We start from the raw sequence: 26,342 nt of genomic DNA, 5'->3' as shown, positions 1-26,342 counted from the left end.
ACGACGTCCAGTGGTCGTGCTCGACTCAGGTCGAGCCCTGTCCGCGTCAGTTCTCCACGTGGGGGCTGCTGAAGGCGGCGCCGAAGTAGCCCTGCATTCCAGCTACGGCGATGCCGGCGTTCTTGCCGCACACGTTGACCGAGCCGTTCAGTACGGGGCCGGACGCCGAGCCGAGGGCAACCCAGAGACAGCCGTCCTCGTTCTCGGTGGGGGCGCCTACGACTGTCTCGGCCTTGCCGTCCTTGTTGAGGTCGGCGAGGTGGACGGCGGCGCCGAACCCGTCGCCGGTCTCCGCGGTGCCCGGGATGCCCGCGGTGTTCTGGGTGTAGCCGGCCGCCTGAGTCGTCGTCAGGCCGGAGGCGGAACCCCGCAGGAGGACGGCGGTGCCTGCCGAGGCGAGCGTCCCGACGGCCTCTTCGGGGGCGCCGACCAGGACGTCGGCATACCCGTCGGCGTCGACATCGCCGACGCTCAGGGACTGGCCGAACCAGTCGCCCCATTCCGCGGTGCCGGGGACGCCCGCCGTGTCCTGGTGGAAGACCTCCGGCTGCTGCCCCGCGGTGATGCCCTGTGCGCCGCCGTACAGGACCTGGATCTCGCCGCCGCGGTGGGCGGCGGGAGTGGGCGCGTTGAAGTGGGAGTCGTCGCCTGCGATGCCGGTGACGAGATCGCCGTAACCGTCGCCGTTGATGTCGCCGATCTGTCCCGCGTGGCCGTCGGCGTACGGCAGCTCGATGCCCTTGTTGACGAACGGGTCCTCGGGATCGGGGGCGCCCGCGTCGAGGATCACCGGCCCGCGGATGTCGCCGTCGGTGGGGCCGGCCAGGTAGAAGCGCTCGGCCCCGCCGTCGCCGTTCACGTCACCCATCACCACGCCGCGGGCGTTCTCCCGCCGGTCGAGGTAGCGGGTGGCGGCCTGACCGGCGCGGGTGAACGGGCCGCTGTAGGAGGCGGGGTTGCAGGCCGAGCCGACGCCGACCTCCGGAGCACCGTCGCCGTTCATGTCGCCGGTGGCGATGGACATGCCGAACCGGCAGTAGGTCCTGCCGTCACCGAACCCGGCCGGAGGGGCGATGGTCGCGCCCCCCGTGAGTCCGTTCGCCCCGCCCCACACCACCGTCACGGAGCCCCGCGACTCGACACCGTCGACGTCTTCACCCGGGGCGCCGACGAGCAGGTCGGCATAGCCGTCCCGGTCCAGGTCGGCGCTGGTCACCGTCCTGCCGAAGCGGTCGGACTCCTCGGGGGTTCCGGGGATTCCGGAGGTCGCCTGGGTGATGAGCGTGCGGCGGGTGGCATCCACCGAGGCCGCGGAGCCGTAGAGCACGACGACGGCACCGGCTTCCTCCACCGTGCCGTTGGCGGCCCCGGGCGCCGCGACGGCCAGGTCGTGGTAGCCGTCGCCGTTGAAGTCGTCCTGTACGGCGGCCGTGTTGGCGCCCTTGAAAGGGGCGTCGGCGGACGACGTCACCGGGGTGAGGGTGACGGCGACGGAGACGGTGAGCACGGCGGTCGCCGTGACTGCTCTACGCAACGGAACTCCTTGTCCGAACAACAGATGCCCCGATGACACACGAGCGGTACGAAGGGTTGTACGTTCAGGCACGCCGATGTCGCGGCGCGTTCATCCCACCGTCCGCGGGTTCCCGCGCGGCGACGCCGACCGGTCCCGCTCCCGTCGGGTCGTTCCGCGTCGGCCCGCCGATTTCGACCGGGCGGGGCCCGCTGCATCCGGAGAGCGTGCGGAGCCCGGCTGCCGAGGTTCCCCGCCTGTCCGGGCTTCGTGGCGCACGCGCCGAAGCCCGGACGGGCGAGGCCGGTTCGGGCCGGCGTTCAGCCCGAGACCGTCGGCCCTCAGAGCCGGTCGAGGATGCCCTTCAGCTGGGCGACCTCGGCGGACTGGCCCTCGACGATGTCGCCCGCCATCCGCACGGCGCCGGTGTTCTCGCCGTGCCGCTGCTCGTCCCGGGCCATACCGATCGCGCCGTTGTGGTGGTCGACCATCATTTCGGCGAACGCCTTGTCGAACGCGGCGCCCTTCATGTCCTCGAGCCGCTTCATGTCCGTGCCGGTCATCATGCCGTCCCCGCCGTGGTGGTCCATGCCGGGCATGGACTCCATGGCGGTCGGCGCCTTCCAGGACTTCAGCCAGCCCTTCAGCGTCCTGATCTCGGCATCCTGGGCCTTCTCGATCTTCGCCGCGATGTCCTTGACCTGCGTGTCGGAGGCGCGTGCGCCGGCGAGCGCGGCCATCTGCAGAGCCTGTTCGTGGTGCGGGACCATCAGCTGCGCGAAGGTGACGTCCGCGTCGTTGAAGGAGCCCGCCCCCGGGGCCGCGGACGCGGAACTGTCGTGGCCGCCGTGGTCCCTGCCGGACGTGTCGTCGCCGTTGCCGCCGCAGGCGGAGAGGAACAGGACAACGGCGGCGGTGACACCCGTGGCGGCGGCTCGGCGCAGGGGCTCGCGGTGCGGGGGACGCGTGAAGGAAGTCATCGTCGATTCACCTCGTGTGCTTGGTACTTCGGCTGTCGGAGAGCATGCGGAACCGCGGGGCGGCGCCGAAGGGCGCGCCCACGTGAGCGGTTCGGCCTACAGCCGAAGAACAGACAGACGGACGAGATCGGGTCGGCGTGGCGGCGGATCGGGCCGCGGTGTCGCGGCGATCCCGGCGAGCGCCTCCGCCGGCGACTCCCGGTGGCGGGCGAACGCCGATGCGAGAAGCGCGGTCAGCACCCACGCCCCGAACATGACCGCCACGCACAGCGAGGTCATGTCCATGGCCATGGCGGGCTCGTGCGACGAGGCCGACGACGACAAGGCCGACGGGGACAAGGCCGACGAGGCTGAGTGGTGCGGCGTCGAGGACGAGGGCGAGTGGGGCGACGACGCCTGCATGACGACGCCGCCCGGTCCGGCGAGGGCGGTCATCGGGGCGTGGCCCGTGACGACCCCGTCCCGGGCTCCGGCGTGGGACGCCGTACGCGGGGCGGAGTGAGCCGACCCGGTGGGGTGCCCCACGCTGTGCATCACGAACACGCCGAGCGCGAGCACGACGACCAGCAGCAGGTGCCCGAGGGCGCCCGCTGTGCGTACGTACCGCCTGGCCTTCACGGGTGACTCCCCCTGGCTTCGCTTCCGGGTGTGCCGGACCGACACGGTCTGCCGGAACGACAGTACCCATGGGACGCGCGCATGCCGCGGAAGGGGGCGGAACGCTGCGTCGCCGTGACCCCGGCCGCGGGGAGCCGCGGCGGTTCCCCGCGCTGTCACATCCGTTCCGGTGCCGACACTCCCAGCAGGTGCAGGCCGGTACGGGTTGGCGCCCCCGACTCCCGACGCTTCGGGCGCAGTCGGTCGGCGCGTGGCAGGGACGGCGTGTGGCCGGTGGGCGCGTGGCCGGGTGCGTCAGCCGGCCCGCAGAACCCGGAAGCGAGTGGGTTCCGCCGGATCCCGGTCGACGACCTGGACGGGCGCCCAGGCCCACTGCCACACGCCGATACCGGGTGTGCGGGAGAACCGGATCCGCCCACGGGTCCCCTCGACCGCGACGTGCTGCCAGGTTCCGGCCGGGCGCGCCCGGTCCGTGCCGTGCGAACGCAGTACGGCGGCCAGGACGGCAACGGTGTCGTAGCCCTCGAAGGCGACGAAGGAGGGGGCCTCGGCCAGCCGCGCGCGAAGGGCCGCCCCGACGCGTGCGCCGAGGGGGCCGAGGCGTTCGGGAAGGTAACGCAGGAACGGGATCCCCGCGCCGTCGTCGCCCAGTGACGACGCCCAGGTGGCGAACTCCGGCTGCCCGGCCGGAGCACCGATCAAGATCTCGGAGAGGCGCTGGTCCCGGCGGACGGACCGGACGATCGACACCGCAGGCTCCGGGTGGCCGACCAGGAGAAGGAGAGCCGTCGCGCGCAGGCCGACGAGTTCGCCGCACAGGTCCGCGGAACTGAGGGCGCGCATGTCCAGTTCGGCGACCGTGCCGCGCGGAGCCAGCCGGTCCCGCAGGATGCGGGCCCCGGACGCCCAGTAGACGCTCGGCTCCGCCGCCACGGCGATCCGGCTGTGGCCCGCGCCGAGGAGGAAGTCCGCGTAGAGCTGCCAGCCGTGGGACTGCGCCGGGGCGAGGCGAGCGACCCGGTCCGTCGGCTGTCCGGTGAGCGCGTCGAGAACCGCCGACGAGCAGAGGAACGGCAGGCCGAGGGTGTCGGCCCGGGTGGCGGCGGCTCGTGCGACGACGCTGTGATACTCCCCCGCCACGGCGGCCACGCCCAGGCGGGCCAGTTCGTCCACGGCCGCCACGGCTCGCTGCGGATCGGCCGCGGTGTCCCGGACCACCAGCTCGAGTGGTCTTCCGGCGATCCCGCCGGTGCCGTTCACCTCCTGAACGGCCAGCTCCAGGCCGGCGAGCAGGTGCCGGCCGGCCTCGACCCAGCCGGGCCGGGACAGCGGGACGAGAGCACCGATCCGGACGGTCGATCCGTCAACGCGCCCCGCTCCGGGCGATGATGGCGGCGCCGGCATGCCTGGGTGTCTCCCGTCTGACGGTCGATACGTAGTGTGCCCCGGTCGCCGGGCGGACGTCTCGGCCAAGACGCCGAGTTCACCACCGGTACACCAAGTGGTGCCGCAAAGTGTTCACTTGGCTGCACCGTGCCGCAGGCGCCGGTCGCCAGCAGCGGAGCCGGCCTGCTGCCTACGCCTTCGCGTCCGGCTTCCACTCCTGGACGAGAAGTCCGAGCAGCACCTCGTCCAGGAACTCGCCCATCACCCAGGCCGAGGAGCGCAGTACGCCCTCGCGGACGAAGCCGTTGCGTTCGGCGGAGCGCAGCATCGCGGCGTTGTCCGACAGCGTCTCGATCTGGAGCCGTTGCAGACCGCGCACGACGAAACCGTAGTGGCACAGCACCGCGACCACGTCGGTGCCGTAGCCCTTGCCGCGCGAGGACGGCAGCAGCCCCAGACCGATGTGCGCGGAACGGCTGTGATTGTCGATCCCCCACAGCACCGCGGTGCCGACCAGCGTGCCGCCGTCCAGTTCCACCACGGAGAACGGGACGTTCTGCTGGTCCTTGTCGTCCACCACGAGCCGCGAATCCTTCGAGCCGGGCGAGATCGGCCGCCACGGCCGGCTGTCGGACCGCGAGTGGGTGACCACGTCGTCGTAGAGCTCGGCCCGCAGGATGGGGATGTCTTCCTCGTGCCGGGCCCTCAGCCCGATCTTGTCGCCCCTCAGCATGCAGGATTCCTATCCGACGGGACTCGTCGGCGGCAAGCGGTATACGGCTGCGCCCCAGGTCGTGGTCCGCCATACCGCGGGCCCACATCGTGGAGATGATCCGTCGTCACGGACGTCGTGCCACGAAGACGAGCTCTTTCCCTGGGCGGTCGGGTGCATCGCGGACACCCTCCACCACATATCCCTGCGCGACCAGTTCCCGCTCGACCTCCTCCCGCTCACGGAAGCGCAAGGTCGAATCCGACGTCAGCACCTGCCCGTCGGCAACGAACCTGTAGGTCCAGCGGAACGTCACCAGGGGCAGGCGCACGTCGATCAGCTGGACCCAGCTCTCGACGGGGCCGACGCCCGGGATCCCGGTCACGCGGTGCGAGTTCTCGCGGGTCCACTCCTCCCAGGCCCGCCCGGCCGGATCGCGGGTCTCGAAGACCAGATGCCCGCCGGGGCGTAGTGCTGCGTGAGCTCCTCGCAGCGTGTTGTGCCACGACTGCGTATCAGTGATTTCCTGGGCCACGTTCGCTGTCATCGTCGCGAGGTCGACCTGTAGCCGCGGGAGGTCTGTCGCGTCACCGCGGATCCAGCGCACCCGCTCACTGCCCGGTTTGCCCCGGGCGACGTCGATGGACGCCGAGGCGGGATCGACACCGACCACTTCGAGCCCGCGGTGCGCGAGGAGAAGCGCGAACACCCCCGTGCCGCACCCGATGTCCAGCACCCGCTGGGCTCCTACCTCCTGGGCGATGCGGAGGTACGCGTCGAGATCGCCGCGGTCGGGGTCGAGCGGATCGTAGAGCGCGGCGAGCCGTGGATGAGCGAAGCAGTCGTCAGCCATGCGCAGAACGTACGCAGAACTCGGCTCGCGCAGCCATTCGATTTGGATGTGCGGCGCTGCCGCGGCTTGCCGAAGTGCTCCGGGGTTCCCGTCGGACATCGGCCCGCAGGCTCAGCCGTGTCCGTGAACCGCCGCGATACGGAGGCGTTCTCGGGGAGCCCTCATCACGAGGTCCCCCACCACGTCGGCGCGCGACCGTACATCGGTGCGGGCGGCTGCGTACGGGCGTCGGACCGGTGGGCGATACCCTGCTCACCGCTTCCGGCGCGACCTCTCAGGAGCAGCTCGATGAACCGACGTACCCGCCTGGCACTCGTGCTGGCGCTGGGCGGACTGCTGGCCGGATGTGGCTCCGCTCCCGACAGGCACTCCTCCTCGGCGGGGGAAAAGCCCTTCTGGCACGCCGAGTTCGACGGAGCGGCGGCCTCCCGTCCGTCGGAAAGGTCCTGGAACACCGAGACCGGCAACCGGGACGCCGAGGGGTGGGGCAACAACGAACTGCAGTACTACACGGACGATGCGGCCAATTCCGCTCTCGACGGCTCGGGTCACCTGCTGATCTCGGCGCGACCGGCCCCGGCCGGGTCCGAACTGCCTTGCTTCACGAGGAAGTTCTGCACCTGGACGTCGGCCCGTCTGACCACCGAGGGCAAGGTCGCCCTCACCCGCGGACGCGTGGAAATCCGCGCGAGAATACCCACCGGGACGGGGCTGCTGCCGGCGATCTGGATGCTGGGCAACAACGGAATCGAGTGGCCCGGACAGGGCGAGATCGACATCTGCGAGGTGGTCGGCGGGGAACCGCGCACCGTGTACGGCACGGCGCACGGGCCGACCTACTTCAACGAGAAGGGGATCGGCGGCTCCACCACCCTGCCGGCCGACGCCGCACGGGCATTCCACACCTACGCCGTCGACAAGCAGCCGCGCCGCATCACCTGGTCCGTGGACGGAAAGCCGTACTTCACCCTGACCCCGTCGAAGCTGCCCTCACCACGCGACTGGGTCTTCGAACAGGACATGCACCTGCTGCTCAACGTCGCCGTCGGAGGCGACTGGCCCGGCCCGCCCGACGCCTCGACCCCGGCCCCCGCGACGATGACGGTCGACTACGTGCGCTTCTACGGAAAGGGCAGTGCCTGACGGCTCCGCGGTGCCGGCGCCGGGCACCCGCACGTCCGTTTGGTCGGTTTGGTCCGCGGGTGTCACCTGCGGTCGCCGGCCTCCGCGGGTGGGCGGGGCCGGTGACCGCCGTCGGTGCTGCTACGCCGCGTTCCTCCGCCGGCCCCCGTGGGCGCGGATGATGTCCGCGTACCGGTGCCCGCTGCCCTTCACCGTGCGCTTCTGGGTCTTGTAGTCGACGTGCACGAGTCCGAAACGCTTGTCGTAGCCGTACGCCCACTCGAAGTTGTCGAGGAGGGACCAGGCGAAGTACCCGGCCAGGGGCACGCCCTGGCGGGCCGCCGAGGCGCAGGCCGCGAGGTGCTGCTCCAGGTACTCCGCGCGCTCCGGGTCGTGCACGGTCCCGTCGGGCCCCACGACGTCCGGGTAGGCGGAGCCGTTCTCGGTCACGTACAGCTTGCGGGCGCCGTACTCGTTCGTGAGCCGGAGCAGCAGGCTCTCGATGCCCCCGGCGTCGATCTCCCAGTCCATGGCGGTGCGGCGGACACCGAGCCTGCGGACCGTGCGGACGCGCGGGGCGGGCCCGGCCGGGTCGTCGGCGACCGCGGACGGGAAGTAGTAGTTCAGGCCCAGCCAGTCCAGCGGCTGCGCCATGGTCTCCAGGTCGCCCTGCTGCTCGGGGAGTTCCACCCCGTACACCTCGCGCATGTCCGCGGGGAAACCGCGGCCGTGGACCGGGTCCAGCCACCAGCGGTTGGTGTGCCCGTCCAGCCGGTGGGCCGCGGCGACGTCCTCGGGCCGGTCGGTGGCGGGCTCGACGCTGGAGAGGTTGTTGACGATACCCACCTCGGCGCCCGGGGCCGCCGCGCGGATCGCCTGGGTGGCGAGCCCGTGGCCGAGGAGCAGGTGGTACGAGGCGCGCACCGCCGCCGTCAGGTCGGTCCAGCCCGGCGCCATCCGGCCCTCCAGGTGGCCGATCCACGCCGAGCACAGCGGCTCGTTGAGCGTGGTCCAGTGCCGGACGCGGTCGCCCAGCCGTTCCGCGACGACCGACGCGTACGACGCGAAGTGGTACGCGGTGTCCCGCTCCGGCCAGCCGCCGCGGTCCTGGAGCACCTGCGGCAGATCCCAGTGGTAGAGGGTCACGGACGGCGTGATGCCCGCCTCCAGCAGGGCGTCGATCAGTCCGTCGTAGAAGTCCAGCCCCTTCGCGTTCACCGGGCCGTCGCCGCCCGGCACGACGCGCGGCCAGGCGATCGACAACCGGTACGCGTTGGTGCCCAGTTGCCGCATCAGCCCGATGTCCTCGCGCCAGCGGTGGTAGTGGTCGCAGGCCAGGTCCCCGTCGTCGCCGTTGTCGATCTTGCCGGGGGTGTGCGAGAAGGTGTCCCAGATCGACGGGGAGCGGCCGTCCTCGGCGACGGCGCCCTCGATCTGGTAGGCCGACGTGGCCGTGCCCCACAGGAAGTCGTCGGGAAGGGCGGCGAGATCGATGGTCACGGAGGTCCTTTCGGGAGGGGAGGAGCCGGTCACTTGACGGCTCCCGCGGTGAGCCCGGCGACGAGGTAGCGCTGCAGGAGCAGGAACCCGGCGACCACGGGGACGCTGACGACGAGGGAGGCGGCCATGACCTGGTTCCAGTACACGTCGTTCTGGGTGGCGTAGCCCTGGAGGCCGACGGCGAGGGTGCGGGTCTCGTCGCTGGTCATGACCGAGGCGAAGAGCACCTCGCCCCAGGCGGTCATGAAGGCGTACACGGCGACGGCGACGATGCCGGGGACGGCGGCCGGCACGACCACCCGGAACAGCGCGCCGAGCGGCCCGCAGCCGTCCACCATGGCCGCCTCGTCCAGATCGCGCGGCACCGAGTCGAAGTACCCGATCAGCATCCAGATCGAGAACGGCAGGGAGAAGGTGAGGTACGTGAGGATGAGGCCGCCGCGCGAGCCGAACAGCGCGATGCCCGTGGCGTTGCCGATGTTCACGTACAGCAGGAAGAGGGGCAGCAGGAACAGGATGCCCGGGAACATCTGGGTGGACAGCACGGTGACGGTGAACACCCGCTTGCCGGCGAAGCGGTAGCGGCTGACGGCGTACGCGGCGAACACCGCGATCGTCACCGAGCAGGCCGTCGCCGCACCTGCCACGATCAGCGAGTTCACGAAGTACCTCGCGAGCGGGACCGTCGACCAGATGTCGATGTACGGCCGGATCGTGAGCCCGCTCGGCACCCAGCGGAACTTCCCCGACACGTCCTCCAGCGGCTTCAGCGAGCTGGAGAGCATGACGTACACCGGCAGCAGGACGAAGCCGGTGAGCAGGGTGAGGAAGATCCGGCGCGACCAGAGGAAGGAGCGCGGGGCCGCCATCGGCGACCTGGACGCGCGCGCGGTGTCAGACATCGGCGGTCTTCCTTCCCCGGGAGGTCAGCACGAGGTAGACGGCCGTCACCACGAGCAGGAAGAGCAGCAGCAGCACGGACATCGCCGATCCGGTGCCGAAGTTCCACGTCACGAACGACGACTGGTAGATGTGGATCGAGATGAGGTCCGCGGCCTCCGGTGCCGCCTTGCCGAACAGCACGTAGGGCGTGTTGAAGTCGTTGAACGTCCACAGGAACAGCACCAGGATGAGCACCTGGTTGACCGGCCGCAGTGACGGCAGTGTGATCCGGCGGATCTGCTGCCAGATCCCGGCGCCGTCGATCGACGCGGCCTCGTACAGCTCCTTGGGGATGTTCTGCAGGCCCGCCATCACGATGAGGAAGGCGAACGGCCAGCCCTTCCACACCGAGACGACGAGCAGCGCGTAGAAGCTGTTGTCACCGATCAGCCAGAAGGAGGGCTTGTCGGTGAGTCCGAGCTGGTCGTGCAGCACGTGGTTCACCAGGCCGTTGTCGTGCTGGAACATGAACGCCCAGGTGATGGTGGCGGCGTAGACGGGAAGGGCGTACGGGATCAGGAAGATCGCCCGCAGCAGCCCGCGTCCGCGGAACGTCTCCTGGAGGAACACCGCGGCCGTCGTGCCGATCAGCCAGCACAGGCCGACGGACAGCACCGTGAACGCGCACGTCACCCAGAACGAGTGGAGCAGCGACTGCCCGATGGGCGCGTCGAAGTCCACCGACAGGCGGTAGTTGTCGACGCCCGACCAGGGTGCCGTGCCCCAGTCGCGGATGTAGAACTGGGTGAGCTCCTTGAAGCTCATGAGGATGCCGATCACCATCGGCACCAGGTGGACCAGGAGTTCGAGCAGCAGCGCGGGGAGCAGCAGCAGGTACGGGAGCCCGATGCGGCGGATCCGCCCGGTGCGGCGCGGGCCGCGCACCGCACCGGGGGAGTCCTTGCGTACCGCCCGCTCCCCGGTCTCGGGGGCAGCGGTCACGGTCATGGGTCACTCGTTTCGGCAGTCGTCACGGAGGGCGTCCTCGTACCCCTGTCGGGAGTGGCGGTCATCGGGTGCTCACTTCTTCGGCATCTGCTGCTGCGCCTTGGCGAGTTTGGCCTTCACCGAGGCGGTGGTCACCGCGCGCCCTCCGGCCGCGTCCGCGAAGAGCTCCTTCACGGCCGTGCCCACCGCCGTCTCGAACTGCGACTCGTCGGAGACCTGCGGCAGCGGTGCCGCGCTCTTGGCGAGGGTGTCCTTGATGACCGCGAGGGCCGGGGAGTTGAACGCCGGGTCCGCCTGCGCCGCCTTGACCGGCGGGATGGAGCCGTAGGTCTTGTTGAGGATCTTCTGCTCGCCGTCGCTGGTCATGAACTTCACGAACTTGGTGGCGCCGTCGATGTTCTTGGTGTTCTTGAAGACGGCCATGTTGATGCCGGCGACCATCGAGTTGGTGGCCGTCCCGGTGCCGGGGGTGCCGGACCGGACCGGGACCGGCGCGACGCCCCACTCGTCGTCGCTCATGCCGTGCGCCTTGAAGGTGGCCGAGGCGGTCTGCCACAGCACCATCGCCGTCTTGTCCTTGGCGAAGTCCTGGAGCGACTGGTTCTGCGCGTACTCGGCGTTGCCGGGCGCGACGACCTTGTCCTTCGCCATCAGGTCGACGTACTGCTTCACGGCCGCGACGGCGCCGTCGGAGGTGAAGTCGGGCTTGCCGTCGGCGTCGAAGAAGTCGGCACCGTGCTGTTTGGCTAGGACGAAGACCTGGTGGATGTTGTTGGAGAGGTTGGAACCCTCGGCGCCCAGCGCCCACTTGTCGTTCTTGGAGATCTTCTTGCCGTCGGTGACGAGCTCGTCCCAGGTCGCGGGCGGCTTCGAGATCCCCGCGTCGGCGAACATCTTCTTGTTGTAGTAGAGGGCGTACGCCATCGAGTACAGCGGCACCGCGGCCGGGTCGGCGGTGGACGCGCCGGCCGAGCCGAGCGCCGACTCCACGAAGCGGTCCCTGCCGCCGATCTTGTCGAAGTTCTTGTCGTCCCAGGGCAGCAGCGCACCCGTCGCCTGGAGCGAGGCGGACCAGGTGTTGCCTATGTTGAGCACGTCCGGGCCCTGGCCCGAGGTCGTCGCCGCGAGGATCCGGTTGAGCAGATCGGACCAGGGGACCACCTCCAGCTTCACCTTGATCCCGGTCTGCTTCTCGAACTTCTTCAGCTCGGGCGTGAGAATCTTCTTGTCCGCCTCTACGCTGGGCCCCTGGTTGGAGGCCCAGTAGGTGAGCGTCTTCGGCGAGTCGTTGGACCCGCCCCCGCCCGTCGACGAGCCGCCGCCACAGGCGGTCACGGCGGTCAGCATGGAGACGGTGACCGCACCGGCGGCCGCGGCTCGGAATCTGCGCATGGCTCTGGTGTCCCTTTCCGGAGAACCAGCCGTGGGAGGGTCCGGGCACGCGTTCACTTCCCGAACGACCCTCACGGCTTAATTTACGACGTGAGTTAAGACCGGGAAGAAAGTCGCGTCAAGGGATCGCGCAGGGGTATCTTGCAGGTCGGGCGGACCGGAAGGGACCCACATGGCGGGGCGGAACGGGCGAACAGTGCGTGACCTGCGGCGGGGCAATCGCACCGCCGTGCTGCAACGGTTGTATTTCGACGGGCCGATGAGCCGTTACGAACTGGGGCCGGCCACCGGACTGAGTTCCGGTTCCATCAGCAACGTGGTCGCGGAGCTCCTCGCCGACGGCCTCGTCGAGGAGGCCGGCAGCGTCGACTCCGACGGCGGCCGCCCGCGCACCCTGCTGCGCGTCGCACCCGCCAGCGGCCACATGATCGGCGTGGACGTCGGGGAGACCCGGGTACGCGTCGAGCTCTTCGACCTCACCCTCACCGAGCTCGCCCGCACCGAAAGACCGCTGGAGCAGCAGGGCTACGACGTCGACGTCATCGTCAACCACATCTGCGACGGCATCGCCGAGGTCCTCGCCGCGGCGGACATCGCGCCCGAACGCCTCCTCGGCGTCGGCGTCGGCGTCCCCGGGATCGTCGCCCGCACCGCCGAGCGCGGCGCGGTGGTCCACGGCCAGACGATCGGCTGGGACGCCGTCCCGATCGAGTCCCTGCTCCGCTCGGCCTGCCGGCTGCCCGACAGCGTCCCGTACTTCACGGACAACGGCGCCAAGACCCTGGGCCAGGCCGAGATGTGGTTCGGCGCCGGGCGCGGTGCCCGCAACGCCGCCGTCGTCCTCTTCGGCTCCGGCGTCGGCGCCTGCCTGGTCACCGAGGAGGTCGAGCACGGCCGCGCCGTGGAGTGGGGGCACCTGACCGTACGGGTCAGAGGGCGCCGCTGTCGCTGCGGCGCCCTGGGCTGCCTGGAGGCGTACGCGGGTGCCGAGGCGCTCCTCGACCGCTGGCGCGAGGAGGGCGGCCGGCCCCCCGAGGGCGTCGACGAGGAGACCGCCCTGACCGCGATGCTCGCCGCCGCCTACCCGGCCGACGGGACCGCGCCCGACCCCGTGGCGCTCGCCGTCCTGGAGGAGACCGCCGAGTACCTGGGCGCGGGCCTCTCCGACCTGATCAACCTCTTCCAGCCCGAACGCATCCTCATCGGCGGCTGGGCGGGCCTCCAGCTGGGCTCCCGCTTCCTGCCCGCAGTCCGGCGGCACGCGGCCTCCTACGCGCTGCGCTACCCCGCCCAGCACGTCACCATCGACCTCGGACGGCTGGGACCCGACGCGGTCACGGTCGGCGCGGCCATCCTGCCGCTCGCCGACTTCTTCGCCCGGGGCGGACGGCGCGCCGAGACCGTACGGGAGGGGCGGTCACCCGCCTGGCGCACGGCGCTGGAGGAACGGGCACCGCACTGATCCGCCGCCACGGGGCGGTCCCGCACTCCTCCGCGGCGCCCCGGGCGCGGGCGCCCGCACTGATCCGCGGCCACGGGGCGGGTCCCCGGCTCATCCGCGGCCACGGGCCGGGTCCCCGGCTCATCCACGGCAGCGGGTTTCGCCGGTGACTCCCGCGGTACCCGCGCGTGGCCCACGAGCGCGTGCGGCGAGTGCCGACCTGCCGAAGAATGGAGTGCGTTGTGACCGATCACCGGATGGAGGGTCCCGGCGAGCACGGCGATCCGATCCCGCGCGACCTGCCCGACCAGCAGGCCCACGAGGGGGAGGACGACGCCCTGGACATCACCCCGGCCTCCGGGGGCGGCGACGACGAGGACGAGTCCGACTCGGACGTGCCCGACACGGACGAGGCCGGGACCGGCAGACGGGGCGGCGACCGCTCGGACACCGTCCACCCCGAGGACCCCAACCCCGACGAGTCGTCCGCCTGACCCCGTAAGGGAGCATCCATGGGTGTGTCCGACCGGTTCCGCCGCTGGCCCGTCTACCGTCAGCTCACGAGCGAGGACCGCCTGGGCCGGGGCTCCGCCGCCACCTCCCCGCACACGGAGCAGCTCAGGCCGCGCACCGACACCGCCGACCGGATGACCCGGTCGATCTGTCCCTACTGCGCGGTCGGCTGCGGCCAGCAGGTCTACGTCAAGGACGACCGCGTCGTCCAGATCGAGGGCGACCCCGACTCGCCCGTCAGCCGCGGCCGGCTCTGCCCCAAGGGCTCCGCGACCCTCCAGCTCACCACCGGCTCAGCCCGCCGCCACCAGGTGCTGTACCGGCGCCCGTACGGCACCGAGTGGGAACCGCTCGACCTGGACACGGCGATGGAGATGGTCGCCGAGCGGGTCGTACGCACCCGGCGCGAGACCTGGGAGTGGGAGCACGACGGCATGCGCACCGCCCGCACCATGGGCATCGCCAGCCTCGGCGGCGCGACCCTCGACAACGAGGAGAACTACCTCATCAAGAAGCTGCTGACCGGCCTCGGCGTGGTGCAGGTGGAGAACCAGGCCCGGGTCTGCCACAGCTCCACGGTCGCCGGACTCGGCACCTCCTTCGGACGCGGCGGCGCCACCGCCTTCATGCAGGACCTCCAGCACTCCGACTGCATCGTCATCCAGGGCTCCAACTTCGCCGAGGCGCACCCGGTCGGCTTCCAGTGGGTCATGGAGGCCAAGGCCCGCGGCGCCCGCGTCATCCACGTCGACCCGCGCTACACCCGCACCAGCGCCCTCGCCGACCTGCACGTCCCGATCCGCGCGGGCACCGACATCGCCTTCCTCGGCGGAATCGTCAACCACGTCCTGACCGAGGAGAAGGACTTCCGCGAGTACGTCCTCAACTACACCAACGCCGCCTTCCTGGTGCGCGAGGACTTCCGCGACACCGAGGACCTGGACGGCGTCTTCTCCGGTCTCGACGAGGAGCGCCGCCACTACGACCCGCGCAGCTGGCAGTACGAGGGCGTCGACGTCCAGCAGCCCACCGGCGAGGTCGACGAACAGTACGAGGAGCGCGTCGGATCGCTCGGCGGCTCCGAGACGCACGGATCCGGCGGCGCCCGCACCGCACCCCGCCCGCCGCGCGACGAGACCCTGCGGCACCCCCGCTGCGTCTACCAGATCCTCAAACGGCACTACGCCCGCTACACCCCCGAGATGGTCGAGGAGATCTGCGGCGTGCCCCGCGACACGTTCCTGCGGGTGTGCGAGGACCTGACGTCCAACTCCGGCCGCGACCGCACCAGCGCCTTCTGCTACGCCGTCGGCTGGACCCAGCACTCCGTCGGCGCCCAGTACATCCGCGCCGCGAGCATCCTCCAGCTCCTCCTCGGCAACATCGGGCGCCCCGGCGGCGGCATCCAGGCGCTGCGCGGCCACGCCTCCATCCAGGGCTCCAGCGACATCCCGACCCTGTACAACCTGCTGCCGGGCTACCTGCCCATGCCCCACGCCCACGCCCACATCGACCTCGACTCCTTCGTCTCGGCGAGCCGGACGCAGAAGGGCTTCTGGGGGAACATGCGGGCCTACTTCGTCAGCCTCCTCAAGGCGTACTACGGCGACGCGGCCACCCCCGAGAACGACTTCTGCTTCGACCACCTCCCGCGCCTCACCGGCTCCCACTCCACGTACGAGACGGTCATGGCGCAGCTCGACGGCACCTGCAAGGGCTACTTCCTGATGGGCGAGAACCCGGCCGTGGGCTCCGCCAACACCCGCCTGCAACGCCTCGGCATGGCGAAGCTCGACTGGCTGGTCGTCCGCGACTTCTCCCTCATCGAGTCCGCCACCTGGTGGCAGGACGGTCCCGAGATCGAGAGCGGGGAGCTGCGCACCGAGGACATCGGTACCGAGGTGTTCTTCTTCCCGGCCGCCGCCCACACCGAGAAGTCCGGCTCCTTCACCAACACCAACCGCTGGGTGCAGTGGCACCACGCCGCCGTCGAACCCGAGGGCGACGCACGCAGCGACCTGTGGTTCACCTACCACCTGGGCCGCCGCATCCGGGAGAAGCTGGCCGGCTCCGCCGACCCGATGGACCGCCCGGTCCTCGACCTCACCTGGGACTACCCGGTGACCGGACCGCTCCGGGAACCCGTCGCCGACGCCGTCCTCGCGGAGATCAACGGCCACGGCCCGGACGGCAGCCCGCTCACCGCGTACACCGAGCTGAAGGACGACGGCTCGACGCGCTGCGGCTGCTGGATCTACTGCGGTGTGTACGCCGACGGCGTCAACCAGGCGGCCCGCAGGAAGCCCGGGAGCGAGCAGGACTGGGTGGCCGCCGAATGGGCCTGGGCCTGGCCCGCCAACCGGCGCATCCTCTACAACCGCGCCTCCGCCGCCCCCGACGGGACGCCCTGGAGCGCGCGCAAGGCGTACGTCTGGTGGGACCGGGACGCCGGGAAGTGGACCGGGCACGACGTCCCCGACTTCGTCCCCGACCGGCCCCCGGGCTTCGTCCCGGACGAGGACGCCACCGGCCCCGACGCGCTGCGCGGCGACGACCCGTTCATCATGCAGGCCGACGGCAAGGCCTGGCTGTACACCCCCGCGGGCCTGGAGGACGGGCCGCTGCCCACGCACTACGAGCCGCAGGACTCGCCCTTCACCAACGCCCTGTACCCCTCGGCCCCGCGCTCGCCCGTGCGCCAGCTGCTGCCCCGCGAGGGCAACCGCTACCACCCGAGCGGCGACGAACCGGGCGCGGACGTCTTCCCGTACATCGTCACCACGCACCGCCTCACCGAACACTTCACCGCGGGCGGCATGAGCCGCTGGTCGCCGTATCTGGCCGAGCTGCAACCGGAGTTCTTCTGTGAGGTCTCCCCGGAGCTCGCGGCCGAGCGCGGGCTCGAGCACGGCGGCTGGGCCACCGTCGTCACCGCGCGCAACGCCATCGAGGCGCGCGTGATGGTGACCGCGCGGATCCGTCCCCTGACGGTGCGGGGCCGCACCGTCCACCAGATCGGCCTGCCCTTCCACTGGGGACCCAACGGAGTCGTCACCGGCGACGCCGCCAACGAACTCGTGGCGATCGCGCTCGACCCCAACGCCCACATCCAGGAGGACAAGGCGCTCACCGCCGACATCCGGCCGGGCCGCCGGCCACGCGGGCCCGAACTGCCGCGCCTGGTCGCCGACTACCGCCGTCGGGCGGGCATCACCGAGACCACCGGAACGGAGGCCCGGACATGAGCGGGGAACGGATCGGCTTCTTCACCGACACCTCCGTGTGCATCGGCTGCAAGGCCTGCGAGGTGGCCTGCAAGGAGTGGAACGCGATTCCCGAGGACGGGCTCTCGCTCACCGGAATGTCGTACGACAACACGCAGGCGCTCGGCGCGTCCACCTGGCGGCACGTGGCGTTCATCGAGCAGCCCCGCTCCGCCGGACCCTGCGAACCGCCGGGGCCCGACGGCAGGACCGAACTCCCGTTGGCGCAGGGGGAGCCGGGCCCGCAGGCCGACGGCGAGGGGATGCGCTGGCTGATGTCCTCGGACGTCTGCAAGCACTGCACCCACGCCGCGTGCCTGGACGTGTGTCCCACGGGCTCCCTCTTCCGCACGGAGTTCGGCACGGTCGTCGTCCAGGAGGACGTCTGCAACGGCTGCGGCTACTGCGTCCCCGCGTGCCCGTACGGCGTCATCGAGCAACGCCCGGACGACGGACGGGCGTTCAAGTGCACGATGTGCTACGACCGGCTCGGCGCGGGCCGCGAACCCGCCTGCGCGAAGGCGTGCCCCACCGAGTCCATCCAGTTCGGCCCCCTCGACGAGCTGCGCGAGCGGGCCGCGCTCCGGGTCGACCAGCTGCACGCGGCCGGCGTCGCCGACGCCCGGCTGTACGGCCACGACCCCGCGGACGGGGTGGGTGGCGACGGCGCCTTCTTCCTGCTGCTCGACCGGCCCGAGGTGTACGGGCTGCCCCCGGACCCGGTCGTCACCACCCGGGACCTGCCCGCCATGTGGAAGCACGCGGGGGCGGCGGCGCTGTCCCTGCTGGGCGGGATCGCGCTGTCGTTCGCCGTGACCGGGAGGGGACGCCGATGACCAGCTCCGCGAGCGCGCGGCCGCAGGAACCCGGACGGCGACGCCGGCGGGGCCGCCGCGGGGAGCAGCTGATGGTCCCGCGGGCCGAGTTCGAGTCGTACTACGGCCGGCCCGTCATCAAGGCGCCGTCCTGGGAGCCGCGGGACATCGCCGGGTACTTCTTCCTCGGCGGGCTCGCCGGGGCGGGGTCGGTATTCGCGGCCGGCGCCCAGCTGACCGGCCGGACGGCCACGGCGACGGCGCTGAAGGTCTCCTCGCTCGCCGCGGTCTCGCTCTCGGGGGCAGCCCTCGTCCACGACCTCGGGCGGCCGGACCGCTTCGTCAACATGCTGCGGGTCTTCAAGCCCACCTCGCCGATGAGCGTCGGCTCCTGGCTGCTGTCCGCGTACGGACCCGCCGCAGGCGTCGCCGCGGCCTGCGCGCTGACGGGACGGCTGCCGCGGGCCGGGGCCGCCGCGACCGGCGCCGCCGCCCTGCTCGGGCCGGCCGTCGCCGCGTACACCGCGGTCCTCGCCGCGGACACGGCCGTACCCGCCTGGCACGGCGCCCACCGCGAACTGCCGTACCTCTTCGTCGCGTCGGCGACCGCTGCCGCCGCCGGCATGGCGCTCGTGGTCGCCCCGGCCCGGGAGACCGCGCCCGCCCGCCGCGCCGCGGTGCTGGCGGCGCTGGCCGAGACGGCGGCGACCCGGGCCGCGGAGCACCGCCTCGGCATGGTCGCGGAAACCTATCGCGAGGGCCGGGCGGGCACGCTGCTGCGTGCCGCGCGTGCCCTCACCGCGGGCGGCGCGCTCGGCGGCGCCCTCCTGGGCGGCCGCTCCCGGGCCGCCGCCGCCGTCAGCGGTGTCGCGCTCCTCGCCGGTTCGGCCTGCACCCGTTTCGGCGTCTTCGCGGCGGGCGTCGCCTCGGCGCAGGACCCCAGGTACACGGTCGTGCCGCAGCGGGAACGGGCGGAACGGGGGGCGTAGCCGGTCCCGGCCTCAGTACGGCGCGGGACCGGCCGTACGGGCACGCTCGTGGTCCACGCGTACGGCGGCCACGGATTCCTCGTCACCCCGCCGGTCAACTCGCCACCGGACTGCGGTAGTTCACCTCCGGCGGGTGTGGGGCGGCGGCGCTCACGCGAACGCGTCGACGCCGGTCAGCTCCGCCGACAGGCGCCACAGGCGGGCGGCCTGCTCTGGGTCGCTCGCGTGGGCGCTCACGCCGGTCCTGGTGCCGTCCGCGGGAGCCGGCTCCGCGATGTCGCAGTCCTCGCAGTACACCCCGCCCATCCCGGCCAGCCGCGGCGAGGTCGCGGCCCACACCTGGGTGGCCGCGCCCTGCTCGGGCGTCTTGAAGCCCGCGGGGTTCAGCGGGGTGCCGTCCTCGTCGATCCAGCCGCGCTGGACCATCTCCTCCCTGGGAAGGTGCCGCTGGAGCGGCGTGAGGATCCCGCCGGGATGGAGCGAGAAGGCCCGCACGCCCGCGTCCCGGCCGAGCCGGTCGAGGTGCACGGCGAACAGGGCGTTCGCCGTCTTCGCCTGGCCGTACGCCTCCCACTTGTCGTAGCCGTGCCGCCAGTGCACGTCGTCCCAGCGGATCCCCGAGTAGTGGTGACCCGCGGAGGAGACGGACACCACGCGGGCGCCGCCCGGCGCGACGGCCGGCCACAGCCGGTTGACGAGGGCGTAGTGGCCGAGATGGTTGGTCGCGAACTGCGCCTCCCAGCCGGGTCCCACCCGCGTCTCCGGACAGGCCATGACCGCGGCGCTGCCGATGACGATGTCGAGGCCCCGGCCCGTGGCAAGGAACCGCTCGGCGAAGCCGCGCACGCTGTCGAGGTCGCCGAGGTCCAGCTCGTCCACCTCGACCCCGTCGAGCCCGGCCAGGGCCTCCCGGGCGACGGACACCCGCCGGGCGGGGACGACGACGCGGGCGCCCGCCTTCACGAGGGAACGTGTCGTCTCCAGGCCGAGCCCCGAGTAGCCGCCCGTCACGAGCGCGAGCTTGCCGGTGAGGTCGGTGCCGTGCAGGACGTCGTCGGCGGTGCTGCGGGCGCCGAAGCCCGAGCCGATCTTGTGCTGTGCAGTGCTCATGCCGGGAACGCTACGAATTGGAGAGCACTCGAAGTCAAGCGGACACGGCTGCCGGCTCTCCCCGCGGCGGCCCCGGTACGCGGAAAGCCCCGACCGGGGGAGTGCGCGGTGACCTGCGTCACGGGCCCGGGAGGAGCAGGAGGTGAACAAAGACGAGTGAAGGGGCTCATATAGGCTGCTCGCTCCGCCTCTTGTCATCCGCACCGAGCTGGGGAGTCCCCTGTGTCCGTAGCGAGCGCCGCGCCCGGAACGGCCGTTCCGTCCACCGACGAGACGTCTGCCGAGGAGAACTTCTGGGACGCGGGAGCGCCGTCCGGGCGGGATGCCGTGTCCGGGCGGGATGCCGTGTCCGGGCATGAGGTCCCGGTGGACGGGCCGGAGGAGCCGGTGGACGAGCCGGCCGCCTCGGACGGGCCGGTGGACGAGCGGGTGTCGCGGGACGCGCGGGAGTTCGGCGTCTACGCGCGGACCGGCGGCTGGGCGTTCGCGCTGAAGGTGGCGCGCAGCGTGCGCCCCGGCGGGCAGGCGGCGGGGGAGACCCCCAAGATCTCCGCGCGCGAGTTCGCCGGACTGGCCGGATGCTCGGCGGAGCGGGTCATGCGCTACTACAAGGCATGGGACAGGGCGGCCGACGACGGTCTCGTCCCGCACTTCGAGGTGCTGGCCCCGGGGCAGGACGTCGACCTGCCGGACTCCGACGCCTGGCTGACGTACTACGCCTCCCGCTCCAGCGCTGCCTCGGAGCGCGGGACCGCCATCACCGCGGCGGCGGAGGCCGAGGGCATCCGGCCGACCAAGGCCCTGGAGGTCGCCGAGAACCCCACCGCGCTGCGGGCCGCGATCCTCGCCGACCCCTCCACTGCCCAGGCCGCACGGTCGGCGCTCCTGGACCGGCTGAAGGAGGACCCGGCGCTGCAGACCGAGCTGGCCCGGGACATCGCGCGCACCGACGACCTGAAGAAGGCCGTCGCCACCGAGACCCGCGCCGCCGACCGGATCGGCTACGTCCGCCAGATCGTCGAGAACGGGCAGGTCAAGACGCCGGCCGGGCAGACGATCGACGCCCCCGCCGCACTGCGCGCGGAGGCAGAGCGGCACCTGTCCCTCATCGACGAACTGGACGAGGACGAAGAGGCCGGACAGTGGGCCACCGAGGCCTACGACACCGTCAGGAGCCTCGTCGTCCAGACCGTCGAGGCCGACCCCGAGCTGCGGGTGCAGGAACGCCGTACGAAGTTCTACAGCAGCCTCCAGCGGGCGACGAAGGTCTTCGAGGAGCTGACCTTCGACGACGTCGAGGGCATCGACGACATCTACGAGGACGACATGCTCCAGCGTCTGGAAGAGCTCCAGGCGGCCATCAGCACCTGCATCACGAACCTCCGCAAGGCGGCCCCCGCGTCCTGACCCGACCGGCCCCCGCGTCCTGACCCGACCGGCCGCGCACGGCCTTCCCCGGGCCGGCGGATACCGGCCCGGGGGAAGCGTTCGGCCCCGCCCGCCGGGGCCTCAGGCCCGCGTGCCGCCGTCCACGGGCGGCGCCGCGCCGCTCACGCGTCCGGAGCCAGCGGGCTGTCCGCCAGCTCGGCGAGCAGGTGGGCGGTGTCCCGGTAGACCGAGCCGGCCCCCGCCTCCTCCAGGTCGGCGCGCGGAATGCCGCCGGACAGGACGCCCACGGTGGTCACGCCGGCCCGGGTGCCCGCGCGCATGTCCCACACCGTGTCGCCGACGAACACCGCACGCTCGGGCGGCACACCGACCAGCTCCAGGGCGTGCTCGACCGGTTCCGCCGCCGGTTTCCCCTGGTCGACGTCGTCGGCGCTGGCCGTCGCCCTGATGGCGTCGTCGGCGTCGATCGCCCGGCGCAGCGCACCCAGTTCGGCCCCGCCCGCCGAGGTGGCCAGCACCACGGCCCAGCCGTCGTCGGTCAGTCGCCGCAGCAGCCGCCCGGCGTCCCGCATCGGGGGAAGGCGGTCGAAGTAGGTCCCGTAAAGGGTCTTGTGCGCCTGGCTCAGCGCCTCGTCCTCGTCCGGGTCGCGGTCCTCGCCGAGCAGGTGGGGGACCAGGTCGTCGGAGCCGAGCCCGATCGCCCGGTGGATGTCGTGCATCGGCACCCGGTGCCCGGCCTGTCGGAAGGCCTCCCACCAGGTCGCCACATGAAGGTGGTTGGTGTCGACGAGAGTGCCGTCGACGTCGAACACGGCTGCCCGTTCCATCAGATGTGATCTCCTCTCACGTCGCACGGGTACCACGTCACGGGCCTGCCACGCGTCGCGGTGCCGTCCTGTTCCGGGTCCAGGACAGCAGCTCGTCCGCCGTCCAGGTGGTGATCACGCGTTCGGCGGGCACCCCGCACTCCTCGGCCCGCGCGCAGCCGTGGATCTGCCAGTCCAGCTGGCCCGGCGCGTGTGCGTCGGTGTCGACGGAGAACAGCACGCCCGCCTCCACCGCCCTGCGCAGCAGCCGCCGCGGCGGGTCGAGCCGCTCGGGACGGCTGTTGATCTCCACGGCCGTCCCCGCCTCGGCGCAGGCGGCGAAGACCTCGTCCGCGTCGAACTCGGACTCCGGCCGCCCCCGCCCGGTGACCAGGCGGCCCGTGCAGTGCCCGAGGACGTCCGAGTGCGGATTGCGAACGGCGGCCACCATGCGGCGTGTCATCGGGCGGGCGTCCATGCGCAGCTTGGAGTGCACGGAGACGACCACCACGTCGAGCCGCTCCAGCAGTTCCGGTTCCTGGTCGAGCGAACCGTCGTCGAGGATGTCGCACTCGATGCCGGTGAGCAGTCGGAACGGCGCCCATCGCCGGTTGAGTTCCGCCACCACGTCCAGCTGTTCGCGCAGCCGCTCCGGGGACAGCCCGCGTGCCACGGTGAGCCGGGGGGAGTGGTCCGTCAGGACCGCCCACTCGTGCCCGAGCCGTGCCGCGGCCCGGCCCATCTCCTCGATCGGGCTGCCGCCGTCCGACCAGTCGGAGTGCAGATGGCAGTCGCCGCGCAGCAGGGCCCGCAGCTCCTCGCCGCCCTCGGCGAGCGGCGCGCCGGCCTCGCCCTCCAGCTTCTCCAGGTAGCCGGGCACCTCACCGGCGAGTGCCTCGCGCGCCACCTGCGCGGTCTTGGGGCCGACCCCTTTCAGGGACTCCAGGGTCCCCGCCGCCGCCCGTTCCCTGAGCTCGTCCTCGGGCAGCGCGCCCAGCACCTCGGCCGCGGTACGGAACGCGCGGACGCGGTACGTGGGGGCCTGGGCCCGCTCCAGCAGGAACGCGATCCGGTCCAGCGCCTCGACGGGGTCCATCGACACCTCCTGCCTCCAGCCTTGCCCAGGCGCCGCCGGCCCGCACGGCGGACCCGGCGAAACGGTGGCTCCGCCCGTGCACCGGCCGAGGGGCGGGCGCCGCGGCAGGGCGTCCTGCCGGCAGCCGCGGCCACGTGCGACGGCACGGGCTCACCCGGCTGGGCGAACACGGGCTCCTCACCCCTCCGGCTCCACACCGGGCCGGCGTGGCGACGGCCGCCTCCCGGGCCCACCACCGACCCGGGAGAACCGATCTACGCTCTAGACATGACCGAAAGCGCGAGCCCCTACATCTCCACCCCGCGGATCATGGTGCTCGGGGTGCAGCCGGGCAGGCCGCCGTTCCGCATCGTCGAGATCGACGGCGAGGTGGTCGGCGAGGCCAGGGCCTTGACCGACGTCCTGGTGGCCGCCGCGGCCTACGGCATCACGGTCCACGACCTCGACGACCCGGACGTCGTCCGCTGGGTCGGCGGCGACAAGCTCACCTGGCATCCCCACTAGGGCCTGAACGGCGCTTCCCTGAGAGGCGGGGACCGCGAGAATCCGGGACCGCGAAAATCCGGGACCGTGAGAAGGCGGGGCCCCGAGGAGCCGGGGCCCCGGGGAAAGGGAGAGGGCCCGGCCGGGGCGACCCCCGCCGGACCCTGCGCCGCCCGTCCGGGCGGTCTAACCCACCGTCCACTTCTGGTTGGCGCCGCCGGAGCACGTCCAGATCTGCAGCCGTGTGCCGTTGGCCGAGCTGTTGCCGGTCACGTCCAGGCACTTGTCGGCCTGGGGATTCACGATGTCGCGGGCCGAGGTGACCACCCACTTCTGGTTCGGGCTCCCGGCGCAGTCCCACAGCTGGACGGTCGAACCGTTCGCCGTGCCGTTGCCGGTGACGTCCAGGCACTTGCCCAGGGCGCGGATCGTGCCGTCCGGGGACACCGTCCACTTCTGGGCGGCGGTGCCGTTGCAGTCGTAGAGCTGTACGGGGGTGCCGTTGGCGGCACTGGCCCCCGCCACGTCCACGCACTTGCCGGCGAGCCCCCTGATCGGGCCCGCGGTGCCGCCCGAGTCGCTGGTCGTCACCTTCACCTCGTCCACCACGAGCTGCTGCGGGAAGGACGTGGAGCCGTCCGGGTCACCGGGCCAGTAGCCGCCGACCGCCAGGTTCAGGATCAGGAAGAACGGCTTGTTGAAGACCCAGGTCTTGCCGCCCAGGTCGGCGGGCGTGCGGCGCTGGTAGACCGTCCCGTCGACCGACCAGGTGATCGAGTCGGGTGCCCAGTCCACCGCGAAGGTGTGGAAGGCGTCCGCGAAGACCTGGCCGCCGGGCAGGGTGTAGCCGGCGCCGATGCCGCCCGATCCGGAGTAGCCGGGGCCGTGGAGGGTGCCGTGGACGGTGGAGGGCTCGAAGCCGACGTTCTCCATGACGTCGATCTCGCCCGAGTTGGGCCAGCCGACCTGCCCGATGTCGCTGCCCAGCATCCAGAACGCGGGCCACATGCCCTGCCCGCGCGGGATCTTCATCCGCGCCTCGACGTGGCCGTAGGTGCTGGTGAACTTGCCGGACGTGTTCAGCCTCGCCGAGGTGTACTCGCAACGCCCGTACCAGCACTGGTAGTTGCCCGGGTTCTCCTTGCGGGCGGTGATCACCAGATGGCCCTGGCCGTCCAGGGCGGCGTTGTTGCTGCCCGGCGTGTAGTACTGCCGTTCGTGGTTGTTGACGTTGTCGCCGGTCTCGATCTGCCACTTCGAGGAGTTGACGGCCGATCCGGCGGGACCGTCGAAGGTGTCCGAGAACGTCACGGCCGCTGCCGCCGCCCGGGGACCCGCGTGCGCGGGAACGACGGCGGCGGAAGCGGCGAACACGGCGGCCAGAGCGGCGAGAAGACATCGGCGGAGCAGGCGCGGGGAGTCCATGACTCTCCCTTCTTTACGGCGGCCCGTGCGGGCGGGCACGCCGATCGAGGCGGGGGGTGCGAGGTGGGGGGTGCATGCTTCGCCCCTTGATTTAAGAAGTGAGGTAAGGGGGTGTCAAGACTTTGGTCCGGACCATCTTCCCCACGGCTTCGGTCAGTCGCGGTCGCGGCGGGGGCGGCGGGGGTGCACCGCCCGGCCGAGCCGCCGGCCCAGCAGCAGGTAACCGATGAGCGCCCCGGTCGTGTTGAGGATGACGTCGTCGATGTCGAAGGCGCGGCCGGTGAGGAACGCCCCCTGCACCACCTCGACCAGCAGCATCGCCACGGCGGTCAGCAGCACCACCCGCAGCAGTCCCCGGGTCTTGGGCGCCAGCATGGGCAGCAGCACACCGAAGGGCACGCCCAGCAGAATGTTTCCGCCGACCTGCTTCACGGCGTCGTACAGCGCAGGCTGGTTGAGGTACGTGCGCAGGGAGCGGCCCGGATGCAGGTTGTTGTGGGTCATCGCCTCCGAGGCCGGGGACGGCTGCAGCGTCAGCTTCGCCAGTACGGCCGCGAACGCCACCATGGCCGCGAACGCCAGCAGGGTGACCAGCACGCGTACCAGGAAGGGGAGTCCGCGCCGCTCCCGGGGTGCTGCCTCCCGCGGTGGTTCCGGCGGCCGCCGCTCGGATTTCGCGGCACGCGTGCTGCGCAAACCCCGCAAGCCCAACGCCGTACGGACCATTCCAGCCTCCTGGTGACAACTGCGCTGTGGATTACCGCGATTACCCGCGATGCGGCGGCGGATGCCCGGTCGGCGACAGCCGCGGGCGCGGATTCGTCCGGAGTGCCGTCAGTCCGTGAACGCACGGACCGCGACTCCCTCCCTCGCCGTCTGCCCGCTTTCCCCCGCCTCACCGGATCCACGCGGGCCGCGGCCCGGGTCTTTCGGTGAAACAGCACGGAAACGGGGCGGGGGGGGGGGGGGGGGGGGGGCGACCCCCCCCCCCCCCCCCCCCCCCGCCCGGCCGCCCGGCCCCCCCCCCCCGCGGGGCCACGGTTGAG

Annotated in this window: 23 protein-coding genes; 9 read left to right on the top strand and 14 right to left on the bottom strand. The window is 72.0% G+C overall.

Annotation, left to right across the window (positions count from 1 at the left end; genetic code table 11):
- Positions 1–46: 46 nt before the first annotated feature.
- Positions 47–1,534, bottom strand: coding sequence for an FG-GAP-like repeat-containing protein (locus ACFYP4_RS15900; protein ID WP_358855100.1), 1,488 nt, complete (start codon positions 1,532–1,534; stop codon positions 47–49).
- Between the two features lie 320 nt (positions 1,535–1,854).
- Positions 1,855–2,493 carry a DUF305 domain-containing protein gene (locus tag ACFYP4_RS15895; RefSeq protein ID WP_388785818.1) on the bottom strand — a complete coding sequence of 213 codons (639 nt, stop codon included), beginning with the start codon at positions 2,491–2,493 and terminating at the stop codon, positions 1,855–1,857.
- Between the two features lie 253 nt (positions 2,494–2,746).
- On the opposite strand from ACFYP4_RS15895, the gene ACFYP4_RS15890 reads away from it, so the two are divergent.
- Positions 2,747–2,995, top strand: coding sequence for a hypothetical protein (locus tag ACFYP4_RS15890; protein ID WP_388785816.1), 249 nt, complete (start codon positions 2,747–2,749; stop codon positions 2,993–2,995).
- 410 nt (positions 2,996–3,405) lie between these two features.
- Here ACFYP4_RS15890 and ACFYP4_RS15885 read toward each other — a convergent pair whose 3' ends face one another.
- From ACFYP4_RS15885 to ACFYP4_RS15875, 3 genes are all read right to left on the bottom strand, one after another.
- Positions 3,406–4,515: an ABC transporter substrate-binding protein gene (locus tag ACFYP4_RS15885; RefSeq protein WP_388785814.1), complete on the bottom strand. Its 1,110-nt coding sequence runs from the start codon at positions 4,513–4,515 to the stop codon at positions 3,406–3,408.
- 172 nt (positions 4,516–4,687) lie between these two features.
- Positions 4,688–5,230, bottom strand: a complete 543-nt coding sequence (locus ACFYP4_RS15880) for a GNAT family N-acetyltransferase (protein ID WP_388785812.1) — start codon at positions 5,228–5,230, stop codon at positions 4,688–4,690.
- 106 nt (positions 5,231–5,336) lie between these two features.
- Positions 5,337–6,062: a class I SAM-dependent methyltransferase gene (locus ACFYP4_RS15875; RefSeq protein ID WP_358852066.1), complete on the bottom strand. Its 726-nt coding sequence runs from the start codon at positions 6,060–6,062 to the stop codon at positions 5,337–5,339.
- Positions 6,063–6,350: 288 nt separating this feature from the next.
- On the opposite strand from ACFYP4_RS15875, the gene ACFYP4_RS15870 reads away from it, so the two are divergent.
- A complete protein-coding gene (locus tag ACFYP4_RS15870; protein ID WP_358852065.1) occupies positions 6,351–7,205 on the top strand; it encodes a glycoside hydrolase family 16 protein in 855 nt (284 codons plus the stop codon).
- A 120-nt stretch (positions 7,206–7,325) separates the two neighbouring features.
- On the opposite strand, the gene ACFYP4_RS15865 is transcribed toward ACFYP4_RS15870, so the two are convergent.
- The 4 genes from ACFYP4_RS15865 to ACFYP4_RS15850 form a co-directional block, all read right to left on the bottom strand.
- Complete coding sequence (locus ACFYP4_RS15865; protein ID WP_388785809.1) at positions 7,326–8,684, bottom strand: GH1 family beta-glucosidase; 1,359 nt, start codon at positions 8,682–8,684, stop codon at positions 7,326–7,328.
- A gap of 29 nt (positions 8,685–8,713) precedes the next feature.
- Positions 8,714–9,586: a carbohydrate ABC transporter permease gene (locus ACFYP4_RS15860; protein ID WP_388785807.1), complete on the bottom strand. Its 873-nt coding sequence runs from the start codon at positions 9,584–9,586 to the stop codon at positions 8,714–8,716.
- Positions 9,579–10,574, bottom strand: coding sequence for a carbohydrate ABC transporter permease (locus ACFYP4_RS15855; protein ID WP_388785805.1), 996 nt, complete (start codon positions 10,572–10,574; stop codon positions 9,579–9,581). The genes ACFYP4_RS15860 and ACFYP4_RS15855 overlap by 8 nt, the downstream gene beginning before the upstream one ends.
- Before the next feature lie 72 nt (positions 10,575–10,646).
- Positions 10,647–11,966, bottom strand: a complete 1,320-nt coding sequence (locus tag ACFYP4_RS15850; RefSeq protein WP_388785803.1) for an ABC transporter substrate-binding protein — start codon at positions 11,964–11,966, stop codon at positions 10,647–10,649.
- 172 nt (positions 11,967–12,138) lie between these two features.
- On the opposite strand from ACFYP4_RS15850, the gene ACFYP4_RS15845 reads away from it, so the two are divergent.
- The 5 genes from ACFYP4_RS15845 to nrfD all read left to right on the top strand — a co-directional run bounded on the left by ACFYP4_RS15845 (position 12,139) and on the right by nrfD (position 18,987).
- The gene (locus ACFYP4_RS15845; protein WP_388785801.1) at positions 12,139–13,428 is read left to right on the top strand and encodes an ROK family protein; all 1,290 of its coding nucleotides are present in this window, start codon (positions 12,139–12,141) and stop codon (positions 13,426–13,428) included.
- A 221-nt stretch (positions 13,429–13,649) separates the two neighbouring features.
- Positions 13,650–13,901, top strand: a complete 252-nt coding sequence (locus ACFYP4_RS15840) for a hypothetical protein (protein ID WP_358852059.1) — start codon at positions 13,650–13,652, stop codon at positions 13,899–13,901.
- Between the two features lie 18 nt (positions 13,902–13,919).
- On the top strand, positions 13,920–17,165 hold the full coding sequence (gene fdh / locus ACFYP4_RS15835; protein WP_388785799.1) for a formate dehydrogenase: 3,246 nt from the start codon (positions 13,920–13,922) through the stop codon (positions 17,163–17,165).
- Positions 17,162–18,019 carry a 4Fe-4S dicluster domain-containing protein gene (locus ACFYP4_RS15830; RefSeq protein ID WP_388785797.1) on the top strand — a complete coding sequence of 286 codons (858 nt, stop codon included), beginning with the start codon at positions 17,162–17,164 and terminating at the stop codon, positions 18,017–18,019. The genes fdh and ACFYP4_RS15830 overlap by 4 nt, the downstream gene beginning before the upstream one ends.
- Positions 18,016–18,987 carry an NrfD/PsrC family molybdoenzyme membrane anchor subunit gene (gene nrfD, locus ACFYP4_RS15825; protein WP_388785795.1) on the top strand — a complete coding sequence of 324 codons (972 nt, stop codon included), beginning with the start codon at positions 18,016–18,018 and terminating at the stop codon, positions 18,985–18,987. The genes ACFYP4_RS15830 and nrfD overlap by 4 nt, the downstream gene beginning before the upstream one ends.
- 150 nt (positions 18,988–19,137) lie before the next feature.
- Here the strand turns inward: nrfD and ACFYP4_RS15820 are convergent, their stop codons facing one another.
- Positions 19,138–20,097 carry an SDR family NAD(P)-dependent oxidoreductase gene (locus ACFYP4_RS15820; protein WP_358852055.1) on the bottom strand — a complete coding sequence of 320 codons (960 nt, stop codon included), beginning with the start codon at positions 20,095–20,097 and terminating at the stop codon, positions 19,138–19,140.
- A 387-nt stretch (positions 20,098–20,484) separates the two neighbouring features.
- On the opposite strand from ACFYP4_RS15820, the gene ACFYP4_RS15815 reads away from it, so the two are divergent.
- The gene (locus tag ACFYP4_RS15815) at positions 20,485–21,504 is read left to right on the top strand and encodes a hypothetical protein (protein WP_388786234.1); all 1,020 of its coding nucleotides are present in this window, start codon (positions 20,485–20,487) and stop codon (positions 21,502–21,504) included.
- A gap of 143 nt (positions 21,505–21,647) precedes the next feature.
- Here ACFYP4_RS15815 and ACFYP4_RS15810 read toward each other — a convergent pair whose 3' ends face one another.
- Both ACFYP4_RS15810 and ACFYP4_RS15805 read right to left on the bottom strand, forming a co-directional pair.
- Positions 21,648–22,313, bottom strand: a complete 666-nt coding sequence (locus ACFYP4_RS15810) for an HAD family hydrolase (protein ID WP_388785793.1) — start codon at positions 22,311–22,313, stop codon at positions 21,648–21,650.
- A gap of 37 nt (positions 22,314–22,350) precedes the next feature.
- Positions 22,351–23,388, bottom strand: a complete 1,038-nt coding sequence (locus ACFYP4_RS15805; protein ID WP_388785791.1) for a PHP domain-containing protein — start codon at positions 23,386–23,388, stop codon at positions 22,351–22,353.
- A 267-nt stretch (positions 23,389–23,655) separates the two neighbouring features.
- Between ACFYP4_RS15805 and ACFYP4_RS15800 the strand changes: the two genes are divergently transcribed.
- On the top strand, positions 23,656–23,892 hold the full coding sequence (locus ACFYP4_RS15800; RefSeq protein WP_358852051.1) for a hypothetical protein: 237 nt from the start codon (positions 23,656–23,658) through the stop codon (positions 23,890–23,892).
- A gap of 165 nt (positions 23,893–24,057) precedes the next feature.
- On the opposite strand, the gene ACFYP4_RS15795 is transcribed toward ACFYP4_RS15800, so the two are convergent.
- A complete protein-coding gene (locus tag ACFYP4_RS15795; RefSeq protein WP_358852050.1) occupies positions 24,058–25,296 on the bottom strand; it encodes a ricin-type beta-trefoil lectin domain protein in 1,239 nt (412 codons plus the stop codon).
- Positions 25,297–25,449: 153 nt separating this feature from the next.
- Positions 25,450–26,022, bottom strand: coding sequence for a VanZ family protein (locus ACFYP4_RS15790; protein ID WP_358852049.1), 573 nt, complete (start codon positions 26,020–26,022; stop codon positions 25,450–25,452).
- Positions 26,023–26,342 lie beyond the last annotated feature (320 nt).

The organism is Streptomyces sp. NPDC005551 (assembly GCF_042871785.1).
In the GTDB taxonomy this organism is placed as follows: domain Bacteria; phylum Actinomycetota; class Actinomycetes; order Streptomycetales; family Streptomycetaceae; genus Streptomyces.
Note: the sequence above shows the minus strand (reverse complement) of the source record. Positions and strands in the feature narration are given on the sequence as shown.